General features: G+C 52.5%; 10 protein-coding genes. 6 read left to right on the forward strand and 4 right to left on the reverse strand.

Annotated features, from left to right (window positions below; all coding sequences use genetic code 11):
* Positions 1-9: 9 nt before the first annotated feature.
* The 3 genes from ACO0LI_RS02665 to ACO0LI_RS02675 all read right to left on the reverse strand — a co-directional run bounded on the left by ACO0LI_RS02665 (position 10) and on the right by ACO0LI_RS02675 (position 5,578).
* Entirely contained in the window at positions 10-1,455 is a 1,446-nt protein-coding gene (locus ACO0LI_RS02665; protein ID WP_423030648.1) for a protein kinase domain-containing protein, read from the reverse strand.
* A 78-nt stretch (positions 1,456-1,533) separates the two neighbouring features.
* Positions 1,534-3,789: a hypothetical protein gene (locus tag ACO0LI_RS02670; protein ID WP_423030650.1), complete on the reverse strand. Its 2,256-nt coding sequence runs from the start codon at positions 3,787-3,789 to the stop codon at positions 1,534-1,536.
* Between the two features lie 259 nt (positions 3,790-4,048).
* Positions 4,049-5,578 carry an FHA domain-containing protein gene (locus ACO0LI_RS02675; RefSeq protein ID WP_423030652.1) on the reverse strand — a complete coding sequence of 510 codons (1,530 nt, stop codon included), beginning with the start codon at positions 5,576-5,578 and terminating at the stop codon, positions 4,049-4,051.
* Between the two features lie 212 nt (positions 5,579-5,790).
* On the opposite strand from ACO0LI_RS02675, the gene ACO0LI_RS02680 reads away from it, so the two are divergent.
* The 4 genes from ACO0LI_RS02680 to ACO0LI_RS02695 all read left to right on the forward strand — a co-directional run bounded on the left by ACO0LI_RS02680 (position 5,791) and on the right by ACO0LI_RS02695 (position 11,253).
* On the forward strand, positions 5,791-7,194 hold the full coding sequence (locus ACO0LI_RS02680) for an aspartate kinase (RefSeq protein ID WP_423030654.1): 1,404 nt from the start codon (positions 5,791-5,793) through the stop codon (positions 7,192-7,194).
* A gap of 572 nt (positions 7,195-7,766) precedes the next feature.
* Positions 7,767-8,354: a TetR/AcrR family transcriptional regulator gene (locus tag ACO0LI_RS02685; protein WP_422952413.1), complete on the forward strand. Its 588-nt coding sequence runs from the start codon at positions 7,767-7,769 to the stop codon at positions 8,352-8,354.
* 426 nt (positions 8,355-8,780) lie between these two features.
* Complete coding sequence (locus ACO0LI_RS02690) at positions 8,781-9,845, forward strand: alkene reductase (protein WP_423030656.1); 1,065 nt, start codon at positions 8,781-8,783, stop codon at positions 9,843-9,845.
* A gap of 244 nt (positions 9,846-10,089) precedes the next feature.
* Positions 10,090-11,253: a glycerophosphodiester phosphodiesterase gene (locus tag ACO0LI_RS02695; RefSeq protein WP_423031054.1), complete on the forward strand. Its 1,164-nt coding sequence runs from the start codon at positions 10,090-10,092 to the stop codon at positions 11,251-11,253.
* Between the two features lie 64 nt (positions 11,254-11,317).
* Here the strand turns inward: ACO0LI_RS02695 and ACO0LI_RS02700 are convergent, their stop codons facing one another.
* A complete protein-coding gene (locus tag ACO0LI_RS02700; RefSeq protein ID WP_423031056.1) occupies positions 11,318-12,124 on the reverse strand; it encodes a dienelactone hydrolase family protein in 807 nt (268 codons plus the stop codon).
* Positions 12,125-12,351: 227 nt separating this feature from the next.
* Here ACO0LI_RS02700 and ACO0LI_RS02705 point away from each other — a divergent pair, with 227 nt between their 5' ends.
* Entirely contained in the window at positions 12,352-13,848 is a 1,497-nt protein-coding gene (locus tag ACO0LI_RS02705; RefSeq protein ID WP_423030658.1) for a glycine betaine ABC transporter substrate-binding protein, read from the forward strand.
* Positions 13,849-14,160: 312 nt separating this feature from the next.
* Positions 14,161-15,486 carry an ABC transporter substrate-binding protein gene (locus tag ACO0LI_RS02710; RefSeq protein ID WP_423030660.1) on the forward strand — a complete coding sequence of 442 codons (1,326 nt, stop codon included), beginning with the start codon at positions 14,161-14,163 and terminating at the stop codon, positions 15,484-15,486.
* Positions 15,487-15,503 lie beyond the last annotated feature (17 nt).

A 15,503-nucleotide genomic window follows, 5' to 3' on the forward strand; every position in this document is an offset into this window, starting at 1 on the left:
TTTTTGCATTCAGGCTGTCATGCCTGGCATTTGCCCGTTATCGTTACCAGTATTGCGGCTGATTGCTGCCAGATAGCGTTGTGCTTCTTCCCAGGTGATGAGGGTGTCGGTGGGAGCATCTGCATGATGGCCAGCGGCTACCGCTGCCATTGCCTCTTCCTGTAAGCGCTTTTGCTCTTGCTGTTCTTTATATTGTCTTAGCTGCTCATCTTTCTGGCGGCGCTGGGCATCTTCTATGGCATGCAGGCGGTTTTGTCTCTCTATGAGGGCACGCAAGGCTGCACTGGCTTGCTCGCGCCTTTGTTTTTCCAGTTCCTTGCGTTGTCGTCTTTGCTCTGCACGCTGGCGAGCGGCGGCCTCTATCAGTGATTCTTTGATTTCTGCCTGTGGTCTGATATTGCCAGATGCCTTGACCGGTATTGCATTGGTGAGTGGCTTGGCCGCAGCCTGCAGAGTTTGCAGTAGCGCACGGACACTGGCAGGGCGCTGGTCCGGCTGGATGGCAAAACCGCTTTGCAAGACTTGCCATTGGGCGGCATTCAGTGCGGCTGGTTGTATGGGTTGCTGCTGAGGGTGGCGATATTCGCCAAAGGGCATCGCCGCTTCCAGCATCTGGTAAATCATGACAGCAACGGCATATACATCCAGACCGGGGCTGTGCTGGTGGCTGCCAGCTTCTGGCGCACGGTAACCTGCGGTACCCGCATAGGGTGAACGCGATGGCGTCATGCTGGTAGAAATCAAGCCTGCCTGGGTATGGCTACGCAAACGTGCCGAGATGCCAAAATCAAGCAGTTTGATGTCACCTGCTGTGGTCAGCAAGAGATTACTGGGTTTCAGATCACGGTGTACGAGTTTATGTTTGGCCCAGGCATAATCGAGTGCATCGGCCACGGGGCTGAGCATGTCCAGCACTTGCTTGAGTGTGCAGCGGGTGTGCTTGATGAGATAGTTTTCCAGATCATGCCCGTCCAGATATTCCATGATGATGAAATAGCTGTTGGTGGCCGGGTCGCGTGCCCAGTCATAGACCCTGACGATATGCTCATGCGCGAGCCTGCGCACCAGCGAGGCTTCTTCAACCAGCAGGCGCGCGTGCAGAGCGCTTTGGGTAAGCTGTGGTGGCAAGATCTTGAGCGCAACTGTCTCGCTATGCCCAAGCTCAGCCTGGGTTGCCAGGTCACTGGCCTGCCATACCTGGCCCATGCCGCCTTGCCCCAGGAGTTTTTCCAGCCTGTAGCGTTTGGAAACTCCCCCCACTTCCTGCCCCGCCAGAAAACCCAGGTCAGTACCCTGTGCAGTTTCGTGCGCGGCTTTGCTGGCCTGTCTGGAAATAGCGGGGGCAAGCTCATTATCGAGAATAGCGTCTTTGCGTTGCTTGAATTCGTCTTCTGTGAGCAGACCTTCATCCAGCAATGCACGCAATTCACGGATTTTTTGTAGTGGCGTTTGCATTGTCAGGGGCTGCGTTCTTCAAAGTGGTATAGGGCTTAACATCAATTTTTGTTGTGCTTGGCTACATTCTTTAATTACTTATTTCCTGCCTGCCTGGCCAGACTGTGCTACACGGCTGACCAGGTTTTGCGCCATGCTGAGATCTATCTCATGGCGCCTTTGCTGTTCAGCTTCTCTTTGCCCGCGTTCATCCTGTATGCGCTCTTGCAGCATCTTGACGGCCTGCTCCCAGCTCATGCCTTGCTGCGCACTGGCCAAGGCGCTCATGGCATTGGCAGTATGTTCTGAACTGCCCGCCTGCATGGCGAGGATTTGTTCAGCCGTCAGACTGGCTTGTGCCTGTACCTTGACGATCTCGGCCAGTGCAATGGCATTGGCTGGATCAGCAGTGGCGATCTTGCCGGTTTCGCTAAAGTTGGCGATGGCATTCATGCGTTCTATGGCAATGCGTGCCAGCAGAGCATCATGTGCCTGCTCTGCCTGGCGCTGTTCACGTTCCAGGCTGAGTCTGGCGAATTTATCAGCGCGCTCTGCCTCTGCCTGTTGCAGTTCTTTTTTCCAGCGGCGTTCATCTTCTTGCTGCCTGAGTTGCTGGCGCAAGGTTTCCACTTCTACTTCGGCCAGTCTGGCCTGATGTTGTTGCTGCTGCGTTTGTTGTTCAAACAGGGCATGGGCTTTCAAGGTCGTCAGCAGTTTTTCATGCTGGGCCATGGCATCAGCCTGGCTGTCGTTACGCTTGATATCATTGATTTTTTCCTGCACCTGGCTGAGCTTGAATGCAGTATCCACATCGCTGATGCTGTCTTCACGCTGCAACGCACGGGTGCGCTGCTGTTGCAATTCTTCTTCCAATGCCTGTATGCGTTGGAACTCCCTGGCCTTGGCTTCTGCTTCTATGCTGATCAGTATCAGGCGGTTTTTCTGTTCTTCATCTTCCAGTTCCTGCTCACGGCGTGCCAACTGGTTTTGCTTGTGGCGCAATAATTCTGTCTGGGCTTTTTGCTGCTCCTGATCAGCGATCAAACTGGCTTGCGCAAACTCGTGTTCAAGCTGGAATTTTTTTAACTGATGCTGGATTTTTTGCTGCATCAGTTGTGCAGTTTCCTTGCCCTGCAACTGGGTGATTTCTGATTCTGAACGCATCTTGATGCGTGCCATGGTACGTATATGCAACCATTGGTCTGCCTCGTTCTGGCGATGTTCGGATTTCTGCTTGAGGCCGTGTTCCAGTTCTTTGATCGTGTTTGCGGCACCGCGTTCCAGCGCGTGCTTGCGGGTCGTGGCATCGGCAATGCGGCCATACAGTTCCAGCTCACGCGCGCGTATGGTTTGCAGGCGTTCGTTTTCATCCTGGCGCAACTTGGCACGGCTCAGGCGTTTTTTTGCATCTTCTGCCTGGCCTTGCATGTAGAGCCAGCCCAGGTCCTTGCCAAACTGCTGGCGCATTTCTTCATGGCGGTAACGCAGGCGGATTTGCTCTTCCTGTCTGGCGATTTTTTGCCATTCACTATTGGTATAGAGTGCATCGATAAGCTTGCTTTGTTCCAGTTTTGCACGCTGACCATCGATGATCAGATGCATGCTGCCTATTTTTTCACTGAGCTTTTCCCTGCCATCTGTCAGCTTGTCATGCCGTACTTCGCGGGTAACAGCCTGGGTCGCGACGAAACCATATTCCGCAATCGACAAATTCAATGTCGATAGCAAACGCTCATCGAGTTGCTGGCGCAGATGGGCATTGTCTTGCAAGTCCCGCAAGGATTGTGCACCCAGAAATTCAAGTGCAATCTGGCGCACCATGGGCTCCAGCAATTGTTGCAATTGCTGGCAAGTGATGATGCCCGGTGCAGCCATGAAATGCTTGGCAAACGCAGGTACATCCGCAATCTTGACGCTGATGACAAACTTGGCCGCAATTGGTAAAAACTCTGCGGTATGCAGGTCTTCAAAACTGAACAACAGGGCAAAAGGGTTCAGGCGCGTCAGCAAGATTTCTGCCGCTTTGTCGGTCTGCAAACCCATGAGCTGGCTGCTGATGTCTTGCCCTATATAGTCGCCTGCCAGCAGTTCGACAAACTGGCCCTCTTGCAGTATATAGGCGCGCGCGCTGACCGGGATATGCAAGTCTTGTTTTGTGATGCTGCTGAGTGGACGCACACCAAAATACATGGCGACCTCATTCTCTTTTGGTAGCCAGCGATTGTGACGCAATACCGTCTCATGCCGTGGGCTGCTCAGCATGAAGCCACAATGCGTGCAATAAATTGCATCATGTATATTGTGATGGTCGCACTGGGGACACTTGAGTTTGGAACTGGCAAAGATGCTGAACATGGGAACTCCTTCAATCGCGGCGCGGTGCGGGGACGAGGGAACATCATGCACCTGAGCAAAAATGGTAGCACCGGGGTTGGATTTGAAAGACGGGAACAGAGGGGCGTTTTAGGGCCAGATCGTGATTTGTATGGAAAAAACATGCCGTTTCCACACAGCCTCACTAAGTAAATGCCGCTCAGTCAATGTAAAGCAAATTGGCTGGATTAACAAAAATTTTCAATGCCATTGTCATTTGGGCCAGCTTCACTCAGTAGCGCTATCGGGCATTTATCCTTCCTGGATAGGGATTTGACAATGGCACTGGAGGAAGCAGCTTTAATTCTGCATCAGTATCAAACCTGTTTTCAAGCCTGTTTTCAAGCGTGTTTTCCTGAGCAGTAAGCATATCCCTGCTCCAGAACGCATCCTGAAAATGAAATATCAGCGGCAATCCTACTGGCATATTTGGTGGCGATACCATCGGCCTTGTTTCAGGTTTGAGCAGGTATAGCAGACCGCTCCCTGTCTTGACATCCAGGTCACTGAGAATAATGGCATGCAGCAGGATTGCCATGACCTGCAATTTGACTATGCCCCTGACACTAGCACAAAACTCGATTTGCATGCCTGCGCGCAAAGCATAGACCTGGTCTTTTTCCATCGCCATGCCATCCAGCAAAGTGCCATAGCGTGATACATCAGTGATTTCTGCGACCATACCTTTTCTGCGGATGATGGCATGGCGGGCGCTGATGCGGCGTGTCAGCCTGGCATTTTCTGCCGGGTTATTGGTATTGTGGCTAAGCTGGATATCGGCCTGTGCTTGTTCTTCCATACGGCCGAGCACGTATTGTTCCAGGGCGAACAGGCGGATATTATTGTATGGCTGATGATGACTGGTAGCCAGACTCGCGCACTTTGTTGCTGGCTTGCCAGTTACCGGCTTGACTGCTGCTCCCCTGTCCGGCGCTGCCGTCAGCGCTGGTATTTGTTTAAGCCCGGGTGCGGCGGTTGATGCATCTGCCGCAACTTCAATGAGTTCTTCATCCCAGGCTATTGTCCCCATGGCGATTTCATATTTGCCTGAAGGTGGCAGCATGTCGAGCTTGGCCACCGACGCATCTTTGGCATTGATTTCTATATTCATATTGCCCTGCGCATAAGCATGAGACTGGCCCAGCCCGCTGAGTGTGGCAATCGCACCATCTTCTGCAATGACCCTGACATTCTTTTGTGCAGCCAGAAAGACACTGTGTATCTCTGTCAGCGTGGCGTCGGCCCGTGGCACGAAGATGACGCTGGTGCACAGCCATTTGCGTCTGGCCATGGGTTCTTGCTCGTGCGACAAGCTGATTTCAATCGGGTATTGCCCGTGCTCCTTGTTTTTCGATGAAAAACTGATTAGCAAAGGTTGCCATAATCCAGAGACAGTACGCAACAGGCGTTGCCTGGTTGCGCCTGCGGCAATAAGCTCGCAACGTAACTGCACTTCAATGATGGTGACATTTGCCGGCAAGATGCCGCGCAATTCCAGCCTGAGGGTTTGGCGGCCACCGGCGGCACGCGGGTCATAGCCGCTGAAATGCAGCTGCAGGCTGGCTGGCGCATGCGCATCTGTTTTTTTTGTCAGCTTGCCGGCAGATGCATGCAGTAATTCACGCCGCAAGGGATTGGCAGCTTGTGCATGGCCCGCCGCACATACAGACTCACCCTCTGCCACCCAGTGTGTGCAATAAGGATGATCAAGGCTGTGGCATTTTTTCATGATGTCTGGCAAGGGGTGCAAGTGAGGTACAGAATTTGACATGCGCAGTCACGGCGATGATGCGACTATAAGGGCCGCAGTGCCAGATCAAATGCTGGAATACTGCTGCTTTTTACTGCCTGCTTGCTGGATGAAGATGGATACTGCGTTGACCTGCCCGGTCTGCTGCATTACCCTTGTTGTTTCGATATATGCCATTTCGCACTTTGCGGGATGTCTGTGATCAACACGCTATCCCTGTCCTGGAAATTGCAATGAAAAAAATCGTCGTTAAATTTGGTGGCTCCAATCTGCGCCAGCCTGAAGATATCAACCGCGTTGTCAATGTCGTGCAAACTTACCAACAGCCGCTGGTGCTGGTGGTATCTGCCTTTTATGGCATTACCAATGCCCTCATCGCTTGCGTGCAAGCTGCAAGGGAAGGTGCAGGTACCGCAGCCGCCCTGGCCGAAAGCCGGGATTACACGCAAAACCTGCGAGCCCTGAAAAAACAGATACTGGAAGCCAATATCAGCGATGCCACCAACCGCGCACGCATAGAAAAAGCCTTGTCAGCACGCCTTGACCAGCTTGACCGTTATCTGACCGGCATACACTGCATAGGTGATGTGCCTACCTTCGTTAATGATGCCATCCTCAGCTATGGTGAGCGCCTGTCCAGCCTGTTGCTGACTGAAGTCTTGCTCAGCCACGGCATACGCGCACGCGAAGCCCTGCCAGAAGATATAGGCCTGGTCACCGATGGCGTATTTGGTAATGCCGCCTGCGATTTTGATGCGAGCGCCCCGGTTGTCTCGAAGGCATTGCAGGGCAATGAAGTCATCGTCGTACCGGGCTTTTATGGGGTAGATCGTGATGGTAAGGCGACCCTGTTTGGCCGTGGCGGCTCTGATTATTCGGCAGCATCCATCGCCTGCTGCATAGGTGCAGAATCACTGGATGTATGGAAGGACGTAGATGGCTTCCTCAGTGCCGACCCAGGTACAGTAAGCGCGCCGCATACAATAACGCAATTGAATTATCTGGAAGCGGCAGAGCTTTCTTACTTCGGTGCCAAGATTTTGCATCCGCGTACGGTAGAGCCTTTGTTTGACCAGAATATCCCTATCCGTATTTTGAACATTACCCGTCCTGAACGTGGTCTCTTGCCCTATACCGTCATCAATGCACAACGCAAGGTGACGCGTGACGTGGTGAAGAGCGTCACCTCGACAGTAGACGTGGCGATCCTGAAACTGCACGGCCCTGGTGTGGGGTTCAAACCCGGTATCCTGGCGCAGGTGACCAATACCCTGGATGCCAGCGGCATCAATATCAAGAGCGTGCTGACGGCGCAGACTGCCATCAATATCCTGGTATCCCGTGATCATCTGGATGCGGCTTACGCTGCGCTGGTGGAACATCATCTGGCCGGTGTAGTGGAAGTGTCACGCAACGCGGATGTGGCGATTGTCGCCGTGGTTGGCGATGGCGTACTTGAAGCGTCTGATGTAGGCGGCGCAATTGCCAGCCGTGCTTTGTCGGCAGCGATTGCGGCTGGCGTACATGTGTGCCTCGCGGCGGCAGGTGCCAGCGAGGTGGCCGCATATATGCTGGTACAGCAAGAGGACAGGAAGCTGGCTTTGCAGGCGATACATGCGGAGTTTTTTGGCGGGTGACAGCTTGGGCGCTTGCAGCTTTTGTTACGATAACTTCAGGTTTGGTGCTTGCCAGCAAAAGATGTCTATGATGATCAGCGAAAGCCGCTGGGCTCCAGCCTGCGGACACGGCTGTCCGGCATAATTCTCGTTCTGAACATCGAGTACACGGAGTGTCCTAGCGATTTTTCTGCGTTGGAGACTTAATTGTGCAATTGAATATTATTTGCAAAGGGCCGTGCTTAAAGCACCTTCCCCTTCAAGGGGAAGGCTGGGATGGGGATGGGTTTCTGTAGCAAATTCATTTACCGTCAATCGATCGAAACCCATCCCCACCCTAACCCTCCCCTTGAAAGGGAGGGAATTTACTCGTGATTGTTTGTCAAGGACACTATTCTGGACAATAGTGAGTGCAGGCTGGAGCCCAGCGGCGTTTGTTGCCAACCAATCAAGCGACTCAATATACGCGGCCTATGACATCCACTTTCAAAACATTGACCAATCTTATTTACCTGCTCTCGTCCCTTTTTGACACATTTTTTCTGCAAAAAAATCACTAGACGACTGGTCTAATTTGTTTTAAAATTCAAACCATGAACACTCCGCGCACCGATGTCAGGCAGCATATCCTCGATACAGCCAAACCCATTATCCTGGGCAAGGGCTTTTCTGTGGTCGGCTTGAACGAGGTATTAAAGGCGGCGGCAGTGCCCAAGGGTTCGTTTTATCATTATTTCAAGTCCAAGGAATTATTTGGCGAAGCTTTGCTGGAAGATTATTTTGCCGGCTACCTGGCAGCAGTTGATGTGGTGTTGAAAAATCAGGACATACCCGCAGCCAAGCGCCTCATGCGTTACTGGCAGGGTTGGTTACCGGAGCGCCCGGGTGAAGGTGTGCAATGCCAGTGCCTGGCGACCAAACTCGGTGGTGAGGTGTCTGATTTGTCTGAAGCCATGCGCGTCACCTTGCAACGTGGTACCGACAGTATCATTGCCAAACTGGCCGATTGCATGCGCGAGGGTATCATCGATGGTTCGCTGCCCGCAGACCTGGATGCTGATGCATGCGCGCTGACCCTGTACCAGATGTGGCTGGGTGCGGGTTTGCTGACCAAGATGCGGCGTGACATGAGCGCGCTGGAAAGCGCCATGCTTGCCACCCGCAAGATGCTCAAGCTGTAGAGGTCGATGAAAAGTTAATCTGGCGTTGTTGCGCTGCCTGCTTGTGAAACTTGTACTAAAGTACTGTCTGCGGCAGCGTCGGTGAAGTCGGGGTTTCAGACAATATATTGTCTGCCGACAAAACGGGCATCCCTTGAAAGAGATGCCTCCTTAGCGATAGCCTAGCCAGCTTAACTTTGCATCAACCTCTAAACTCGAAACATATTGTTTACTTGCATACAATAGTAATAAAGCATTTATTTTTATCAGTTTTTTCTAGACGACCAGTCTAATTTTTATCTTGAAGTACCCTGGGTTGGCTATACATGGAGTTGTGGATTTGCTTACCCAATAAGTTTTGCCATAGGTTTGCCCATATAAGTTGCCCGTATGAGTTTTACCATCGATTTTTGCTGCCCCCAACACGCCCAATAAAGGAATTAAGAAATGTTATTCAATCCTCTGCAAACCGGTTCTGTATCCCTCGCTAATCGCATCCTGATGGCCCCGCTGACACGTGCACGTGCGGATGCAGGTCACATGCCTAACGCCCTGATGGCCGAATACTATAGCCAGCGCGCTACAGCAGGCCTGATCGTGACTGAGTGCACCATGGTGGCTGAAAATACATCCGCTTTCTATGCTGAACCAGGCATTTACAATGCAGAACAAATCGCTGCATGGAAACAGGTGACTGAAGCTGTGCACGCCAAAGGTGGCAAGATTTTCATGCAGATCTGGCACGCTGGCCGCGCTGCTGTCCCTGCATTCAACAACGGTGTTGAAAACGTCGGCCCTAGCGCCATCGCGATTGACAGCGAAGTGCATACACCAGACGGTAAAATCCCAAATGCAGTGCCACGCGAATTGCGTCTCGATGAAATCCCTGCTCTGGTTGCAGCTTATGCACAAGGTGCAAAAAATGCGATTGCTGCCGGCTTTGATGGTGTTGAAGTACATGGTGCGAATGGCTACCTGATTGATCAGTTCCTGCGTGACAGTGCCAACAAGCGCACTGACAGCTATGGTGGCTCCATAGAAAACCGTGCTCGCTTTTTGTTTGAAGTATTGACAGCGGTCAGTGCTGCAATTGGCTCTGATAAAGTCGGCCTGCGTCTGTCACCGATCAACAGCTATAACAGCATGAAAGATAGCGAGCCACTGGCTTTGATTTCTTATCTGACGACACGTCTGAATGAATTCAACCTGGCCTATTTGCATGTGATGCGTTCTGACTTCTTCCAGGCACAGACTGGTGATGTCTTGACTGTTGCACGCGCCAATTACAAAGGTGTGTTGATCGGCAATATGGGTTACAACGCCGACGAAGCTGCGCAAGCGATCAGTAATTCCACACTGGATGCGGTAGCTTTTGGTACCAGCTTCCTGGCTAACCCTGACCTGCCTGCACGTATCAAGCAAGGCGCGGCTTTGAATGCACCTGATGCAGCGACTTTCTATACACCAGGCGCAAAAGGCTATACGGATTATCCTAGCCTGCAAGCTGCATAATATATGCGCTTGTAGTACGTGTAATGCACGTATATGCATGAAAGGCTGGCCAGTTTTGGCTGGCCTTTTTTATTTGAAATGCCTGAGAATCTTGAGGTGAAACAATTTGTAAGGCATTGCCTTAAGTCATCATCTGGTAACTCTTAGCCCTTACATTCCTGCCAACGCCGTCATGACGGTATTACGCATATGAGGCCAATTGCATTGGCCTCATTTTTTGTAATGAATCCTGAGGAACATCTTGATGAGACATTTACCCAAACATGCTGCACGCTTGCTGTGTGCGGCCTTTGCAACAATCAGCATGAGTGCCTGCGGTGGCAGCAGCACTGAGCCTGTAGATTTCCAGAATCCAGGCCTGTCCTGGCCACCATTGCCGACCGTCACTGGTCACCGTGGTGCATCTGCACTGCGCCCTGAACATACGCTGGCTTCTTATCAAAGAGCAATAGATGACGGTGCAGATATTGTTGAGCCTGACCTCGTAGCCACCAAGGATGGTGTCTTGGTCGCGCGTCATGAAAATGACATCACCGGCACGACCAATGTATCGACTCTACCGCAATTCGCTGCCCGCAAAACCACCAAGACCATAGACGGCATCCCTGTCACTGGCTGGTTCACCGAAGATTTTACGCTGGCAGAATTGAAGACCATACGCGCCAAGGAACGTATACCTGCAAACCGCCCTGCCAACACGGTTTTTGATGGTCAGTTTGAAATACCAACACTGCAAGAAGTCATCGACCTGGTCAAGCAACAAGCAAAAGAAAAGAACCGCGTCATTGGCATTTACCCCGAAACCAAGCACCCAACTTATTTCAAATCCATAGGCCTGCCTCTGGAAAAACGTCTGGTCGATGTACTGGTCGCGAATGGCTATAAGGGAAAAAATGCGGCGGTATTCATTCAGTCATTTGAAGTGGCGAACCTGAAAGAATTGCGTGGCATGACAGACATGCGTCTGGTGCAACTGGTTGATAATCCGCTCAATCCGCCAGTCAATGGCGTACCGCGCAATGCACCGTATGACTTCATCGCTGCTGGCAGCAACCGCACTTATGCCGACCTCGTCACACCAGCAGGTCTGAAAGAAATCGCACAGTACGCCGACGCTGTATCGCCGTACAAGGAAGTCATCATCCCGCGAGATACGAAGAATGAACTGGGCGCGGCGACCAGCTTTGTCACGGATGCCCACGCCGCTGGCTTGAAAGTGCATACCTGGACATTGCGCCCGGAAAATCCTTTCCTGCCACCCAGCATGCGCCTTGGCGACCCCGCCTCACTGACGCAGCGTGGTGACTCTATCGCTGAGATCACGGCTTATTTGAAAGCCGGTATCGATGGCTTCTTCACAGATGATCCAGCCGTTGGTCGTGCTGCTGTGACGGCATTCAAGAAGTAAGCTTTTTACAGTATTAAGCCAATGCCTGGATTTTGATCCAGGCATTTTTTTTGCGCGTTCCTTCTTACGTCTGTTTCAAGCGGTGGGCAAAGAAAGCCAGTATTTCATCCCGTGCAGCGATGGTCGGCTGCCCCGCTTCATCTATCAAATGCGCGGTCACCACGCTATGCGGTGTCGTTACGTAGCGTTTAAAAAAGGGCGCCGTATCCTGATTGGCAGCGCTGTCTGGCAACACCTTGCTGACGAAGCGCTCACCCAAGGCTTCTGAAAACGCCGCAAAGCGCTGGGCACGGCAAAATGCATCGCCGGCAAAACGGTAAGCTATAACTGTCAGATCTTCTGCCTCCAGGCGCTGGCGCACGGCTTGCAAGTCGGCAGCGTCTATACCTGTACCTGCCGGATCATCCATAGGCAAAGATGGTTGTGATACTACTGGAGCAAGTACTGCGGGTTCCAGCATCATCGACAAGGCAAAATTACCGGTAAAGCACATGCCTATCGCCCCTACACCAGGGCCACCAGATTCTTCATGCGCGAGCCTTGCCAGTGCCCTCAGCCATAGCGTAACAGGGCTGGAACCTTTACCTGCAAAGGCGCGGAACTCTGCACTGACACAGGCTTTCTGAAACACAGCCGCTCCCTCTTCTGCCGATGCTACCACGCCATCGCGCCCAAATAAGGAGGGCATATACACCGTAAAACCAGCATCGCGCACCCAGCGCGCAAAGCGTGCCACATGCGGGCTGATGCCGGGCATCTCTGTCATGACGATGACTGCAGGCCCAGCTCCTGCAACATAGACACGCTTGCTGACTTCATTGAGCGTAATTTCGCGTGCGCTGAAGTCGTTGAGCGGGTCATCGGCATGCATGTCCTGTTTAGTGCTAAATGTGCTTGCTGCAATTGGTATGTGCGTAGTTCCTGCGCTTGACATGGCGACTCCTGATTTATCTGGAGCTTACAGTGTAGGTCTGTGTCAGACACAGGAATAGCGGCAGTTCAGCCAGAATCAGGGTGGAATTGGACATTTGCAAACGGCATGTAGAATACGGTACCGTCCATCGGAGTTTCGATCACAATTTAGCGGAGCATAAACCCATGCTGATCTGGTACAGGCTGCAATACCTTTTGTCTTTAGCCTTTAAACTACTATTGCTAAGCAGTTTTGCAGTACAGGCACAGGCTGCCGATACACTCAAAGTTGGCTCCAAACGTTTCACTGAATCCTATGTGCTGGGCGAGATTCTGACGCAGACTGCCGTTGCCCATAGTCCTGCACTGCACCAGCAAGGGCTGGGTAATACTGCCATCGTCTTCAATGCATTAAAGAATGGCAGCATTGATGTTTACCCTGAATACATGGGCACTATCAATACCGAGATACTGAAACATGAGAACGCCATCAGCATGCAGGAGATGCAGGCGGAACTGGCTAAACAGGGTTTAGGAGTTGCCGTGCCTCTGGGTTTCAATAATACCTATGCACTGGCGATGCGGCCTGATGCCGGGGATATTAAATCGCTGACTGATCTTGCGACAAAATCCGAGTTGCGCTTTGGCCTCTCCCATGAATTTTTAGGCCGTGTCGATGGCTGGCCGGGCCTGGTCCAACGCTATCATCTGCTACAACAAGCCAGCGGACTGGATCACGGCATCGCTTATGAAGCACTGACTGCCAAACAGGTAGATGTCATCGATATTTATTCCACCGATGCCAAGATCAAACAACTGGGCTTGCGCGTGCTGCTGGATGATGCAAATTACTTCCCGCGTTATGACGCCGTCTTGCTGTACCGACTGGATGTGCCTGCGCGCTTCCCACAAGCCTGGGCCGCCATACAGAAACTGGAGGGCAAGATAGACAATGCGCAAATGATAGCGATGAATGCAACAGTAGAAATTGACGGGCAGAGCTTTGCACAGGCGGCGCAGCAATTTGTGGCAAAGTCACCCGCAACTACGGAGCGTGCTGGCTTCATGTCCAAACTGTTTGGCGCAGATTTCTTGAAACTGACCTGGCAGCATCTGACGCTGGTATTGCTGTCAGTTGCCCTGGCCTGTTTAGTGGGTATCCCGTTGGGCATCATTGCCGCCTTTGCCCCGCGCTTGCGTGAAGTCGTCATGGCGACTGTCGGTATTTTGCAAACCATCCCCTCACTGGCCTTGCTGGCGATGTTGATCCCCCTGCTGGGCAGAATAGGTTTTGTCCCTGCCCTGATCACCTTGTCGCTATATGCCTTGCTGCCCATAGTCCGCAATACCTGTGTAGGCCTGGTGCAGGTACCAGCTGGGTTACTCCTGGCAGCGCAAGCCTTGGGACTGTCATCGCGAGACCGTCTGTTGAATATAGACTTGCCTCTGGCCCTGCCAATGATACTGGCGGGCGTTAAAACTGCAGCAGTCATGAGCGTGGGCACGGCAACCATCGCCGCCTTCATCGGTGCTGGTGGTTACGGTGAACGCATCACCATAGGCCTGGCCTTGAATGACAACCAGATGTTGCTGGCAGGTGCCTTGCCTGCCGCGGCCTTGGCTTTGTTGACGCAGTGGGCATTTGATTTGCTGGAGAGGGTGGTGGTGAGGAGAAGGGATTGATCAAAAATGCGGTACACCGTAGGTTGGGCTAAGCTTCATCAGCCCAACACTCGGCCTGGGAATAACGTGTACGTTTATTAAATGCCCAGTGTTGGGCTGATGAAGCGTAGCCCAACCTACGATTTTACGGATATGTGACCACTTCCACAGTGAGCATAACAAGGCGTTACATCTCAAACGTGATTGTGTACACAAAAGAACAATGCCTACCAGAAAGCTGCCCCCTTTGGTAATATGCATCCGGCCTGATCTTCCTGATCAATCCTGAAAACCTGATTTCCCTGCTGCAATAACCTGCCCGGAAAAGCTCTTTTGATTTCGCCCGCCCATCATCTCGCTGCATCACCACCAGCCTGGCGCTTTGCCAGGGCGGCGGCGCTTGGGGTGTTGTGCGTGGCATTTTGCACAGTCAAAGTTCATGCAGCCACACCGCAATCCGACAGCACGCTGCAAGTCTTGCACTGGTGGACCTCGGCCAGCGAACGCAAGGCTGCCAGCCTGCTGGCAGCACGCATGGCGGATGAAGGTATTACCTGGCGCGATGCAGGCATACCCGGTGGTGCAGGCATAGGTGCGGGCAAAGTGTTGAAGAGCCGCGTGCTGGCGAATGACGCGCCCGAGGTCACGCAAATTATTGGTGTCTCGATACGCGAATGGGCAGACCTGGGCTTCTTGCTGGAGCTCGACAAGGTTGCGGCGGCCAATAAATGGAATACCAGTTTCTTCCCGACCATACAAAACCTGATACAACACCGCAAGCATGTAGTGGCAGCGCCGCTAGGCATACATCGCATCAACACCCTGTTTTATAACAAGAAAATATTCAGCACACTGAAGTTGTCACCACCAGAAAACTGGGATGAACTGGTCACCGTCGCAGCCAGGCTGAAAGCAGCGGGTGTGATACCACTGGCACAAAGTAGCGAACCCTGGCAAGTTGCCACCCTGTTTGAAAACCTGATACTGGCCGAGGGCGGGCCAGAATACCACCGCGAATTATTCGTCAAGCAAAATGCCCAGGCCGTGATGGACAAACGCTTTGCCCATGCGCTGGAACGCTTGCGCCAGATGAAAGGCTGGATGAATAATCCTGTCGATGAACGTCCCTGGACGGAAGTGGTGAAGCAGTTTTCCAAAAACGAAGCGGCGATGATGATCACCGGCGACTGGGTCAAGGGTGAGCTTAATGATGGCGGTTTTGCCACTGACGAGGCTTTTTCCTGCACAGCTATGCCAGGCACAGGCAAATACCATCTGTATAGCGTCGATACTTTTTCGATGTTCACCAATGATTATTCGCGCATCACGGCGCAGGAAAAACTAGCCCGCCTGGTCGCCACGCCAGCAGTGCAGGCTGACTACAATGCCGTCAAGGGTTCGGTATCGGTAAGGCGTGATGCTGACCCGGCGCGCATGGATAGCTGTGCCCGCGCCTCATGGACAGCCTTTGCCCAGGGTGCGGCGACGCAAGCCCCCAGCCTGGTGCACCGCATGGCTACCGATGAAACCAGTAAAGATGCCATCATCGCCGTGATACACAGATACTTTATCGATGCCACCGTCAGCCCAGCCGACACCCAGGCCAGGCTGGTGGCGATGTACAAGACATTTGGCAATAATAAAAAACAAAACCTATAAGATGTGAGGCAGACAAA

Origin of the sequence: Undibacterium sp. Tian12W (assembly GCF_049339405.1) — a bacterium.
In the GTDB taxonomy this organism is placed as follows: Bacteria; Pseudomonadota; Gammaproteobacteria; order Burkholderiales; family Burkholderiaceae_D; genus Undibacterium.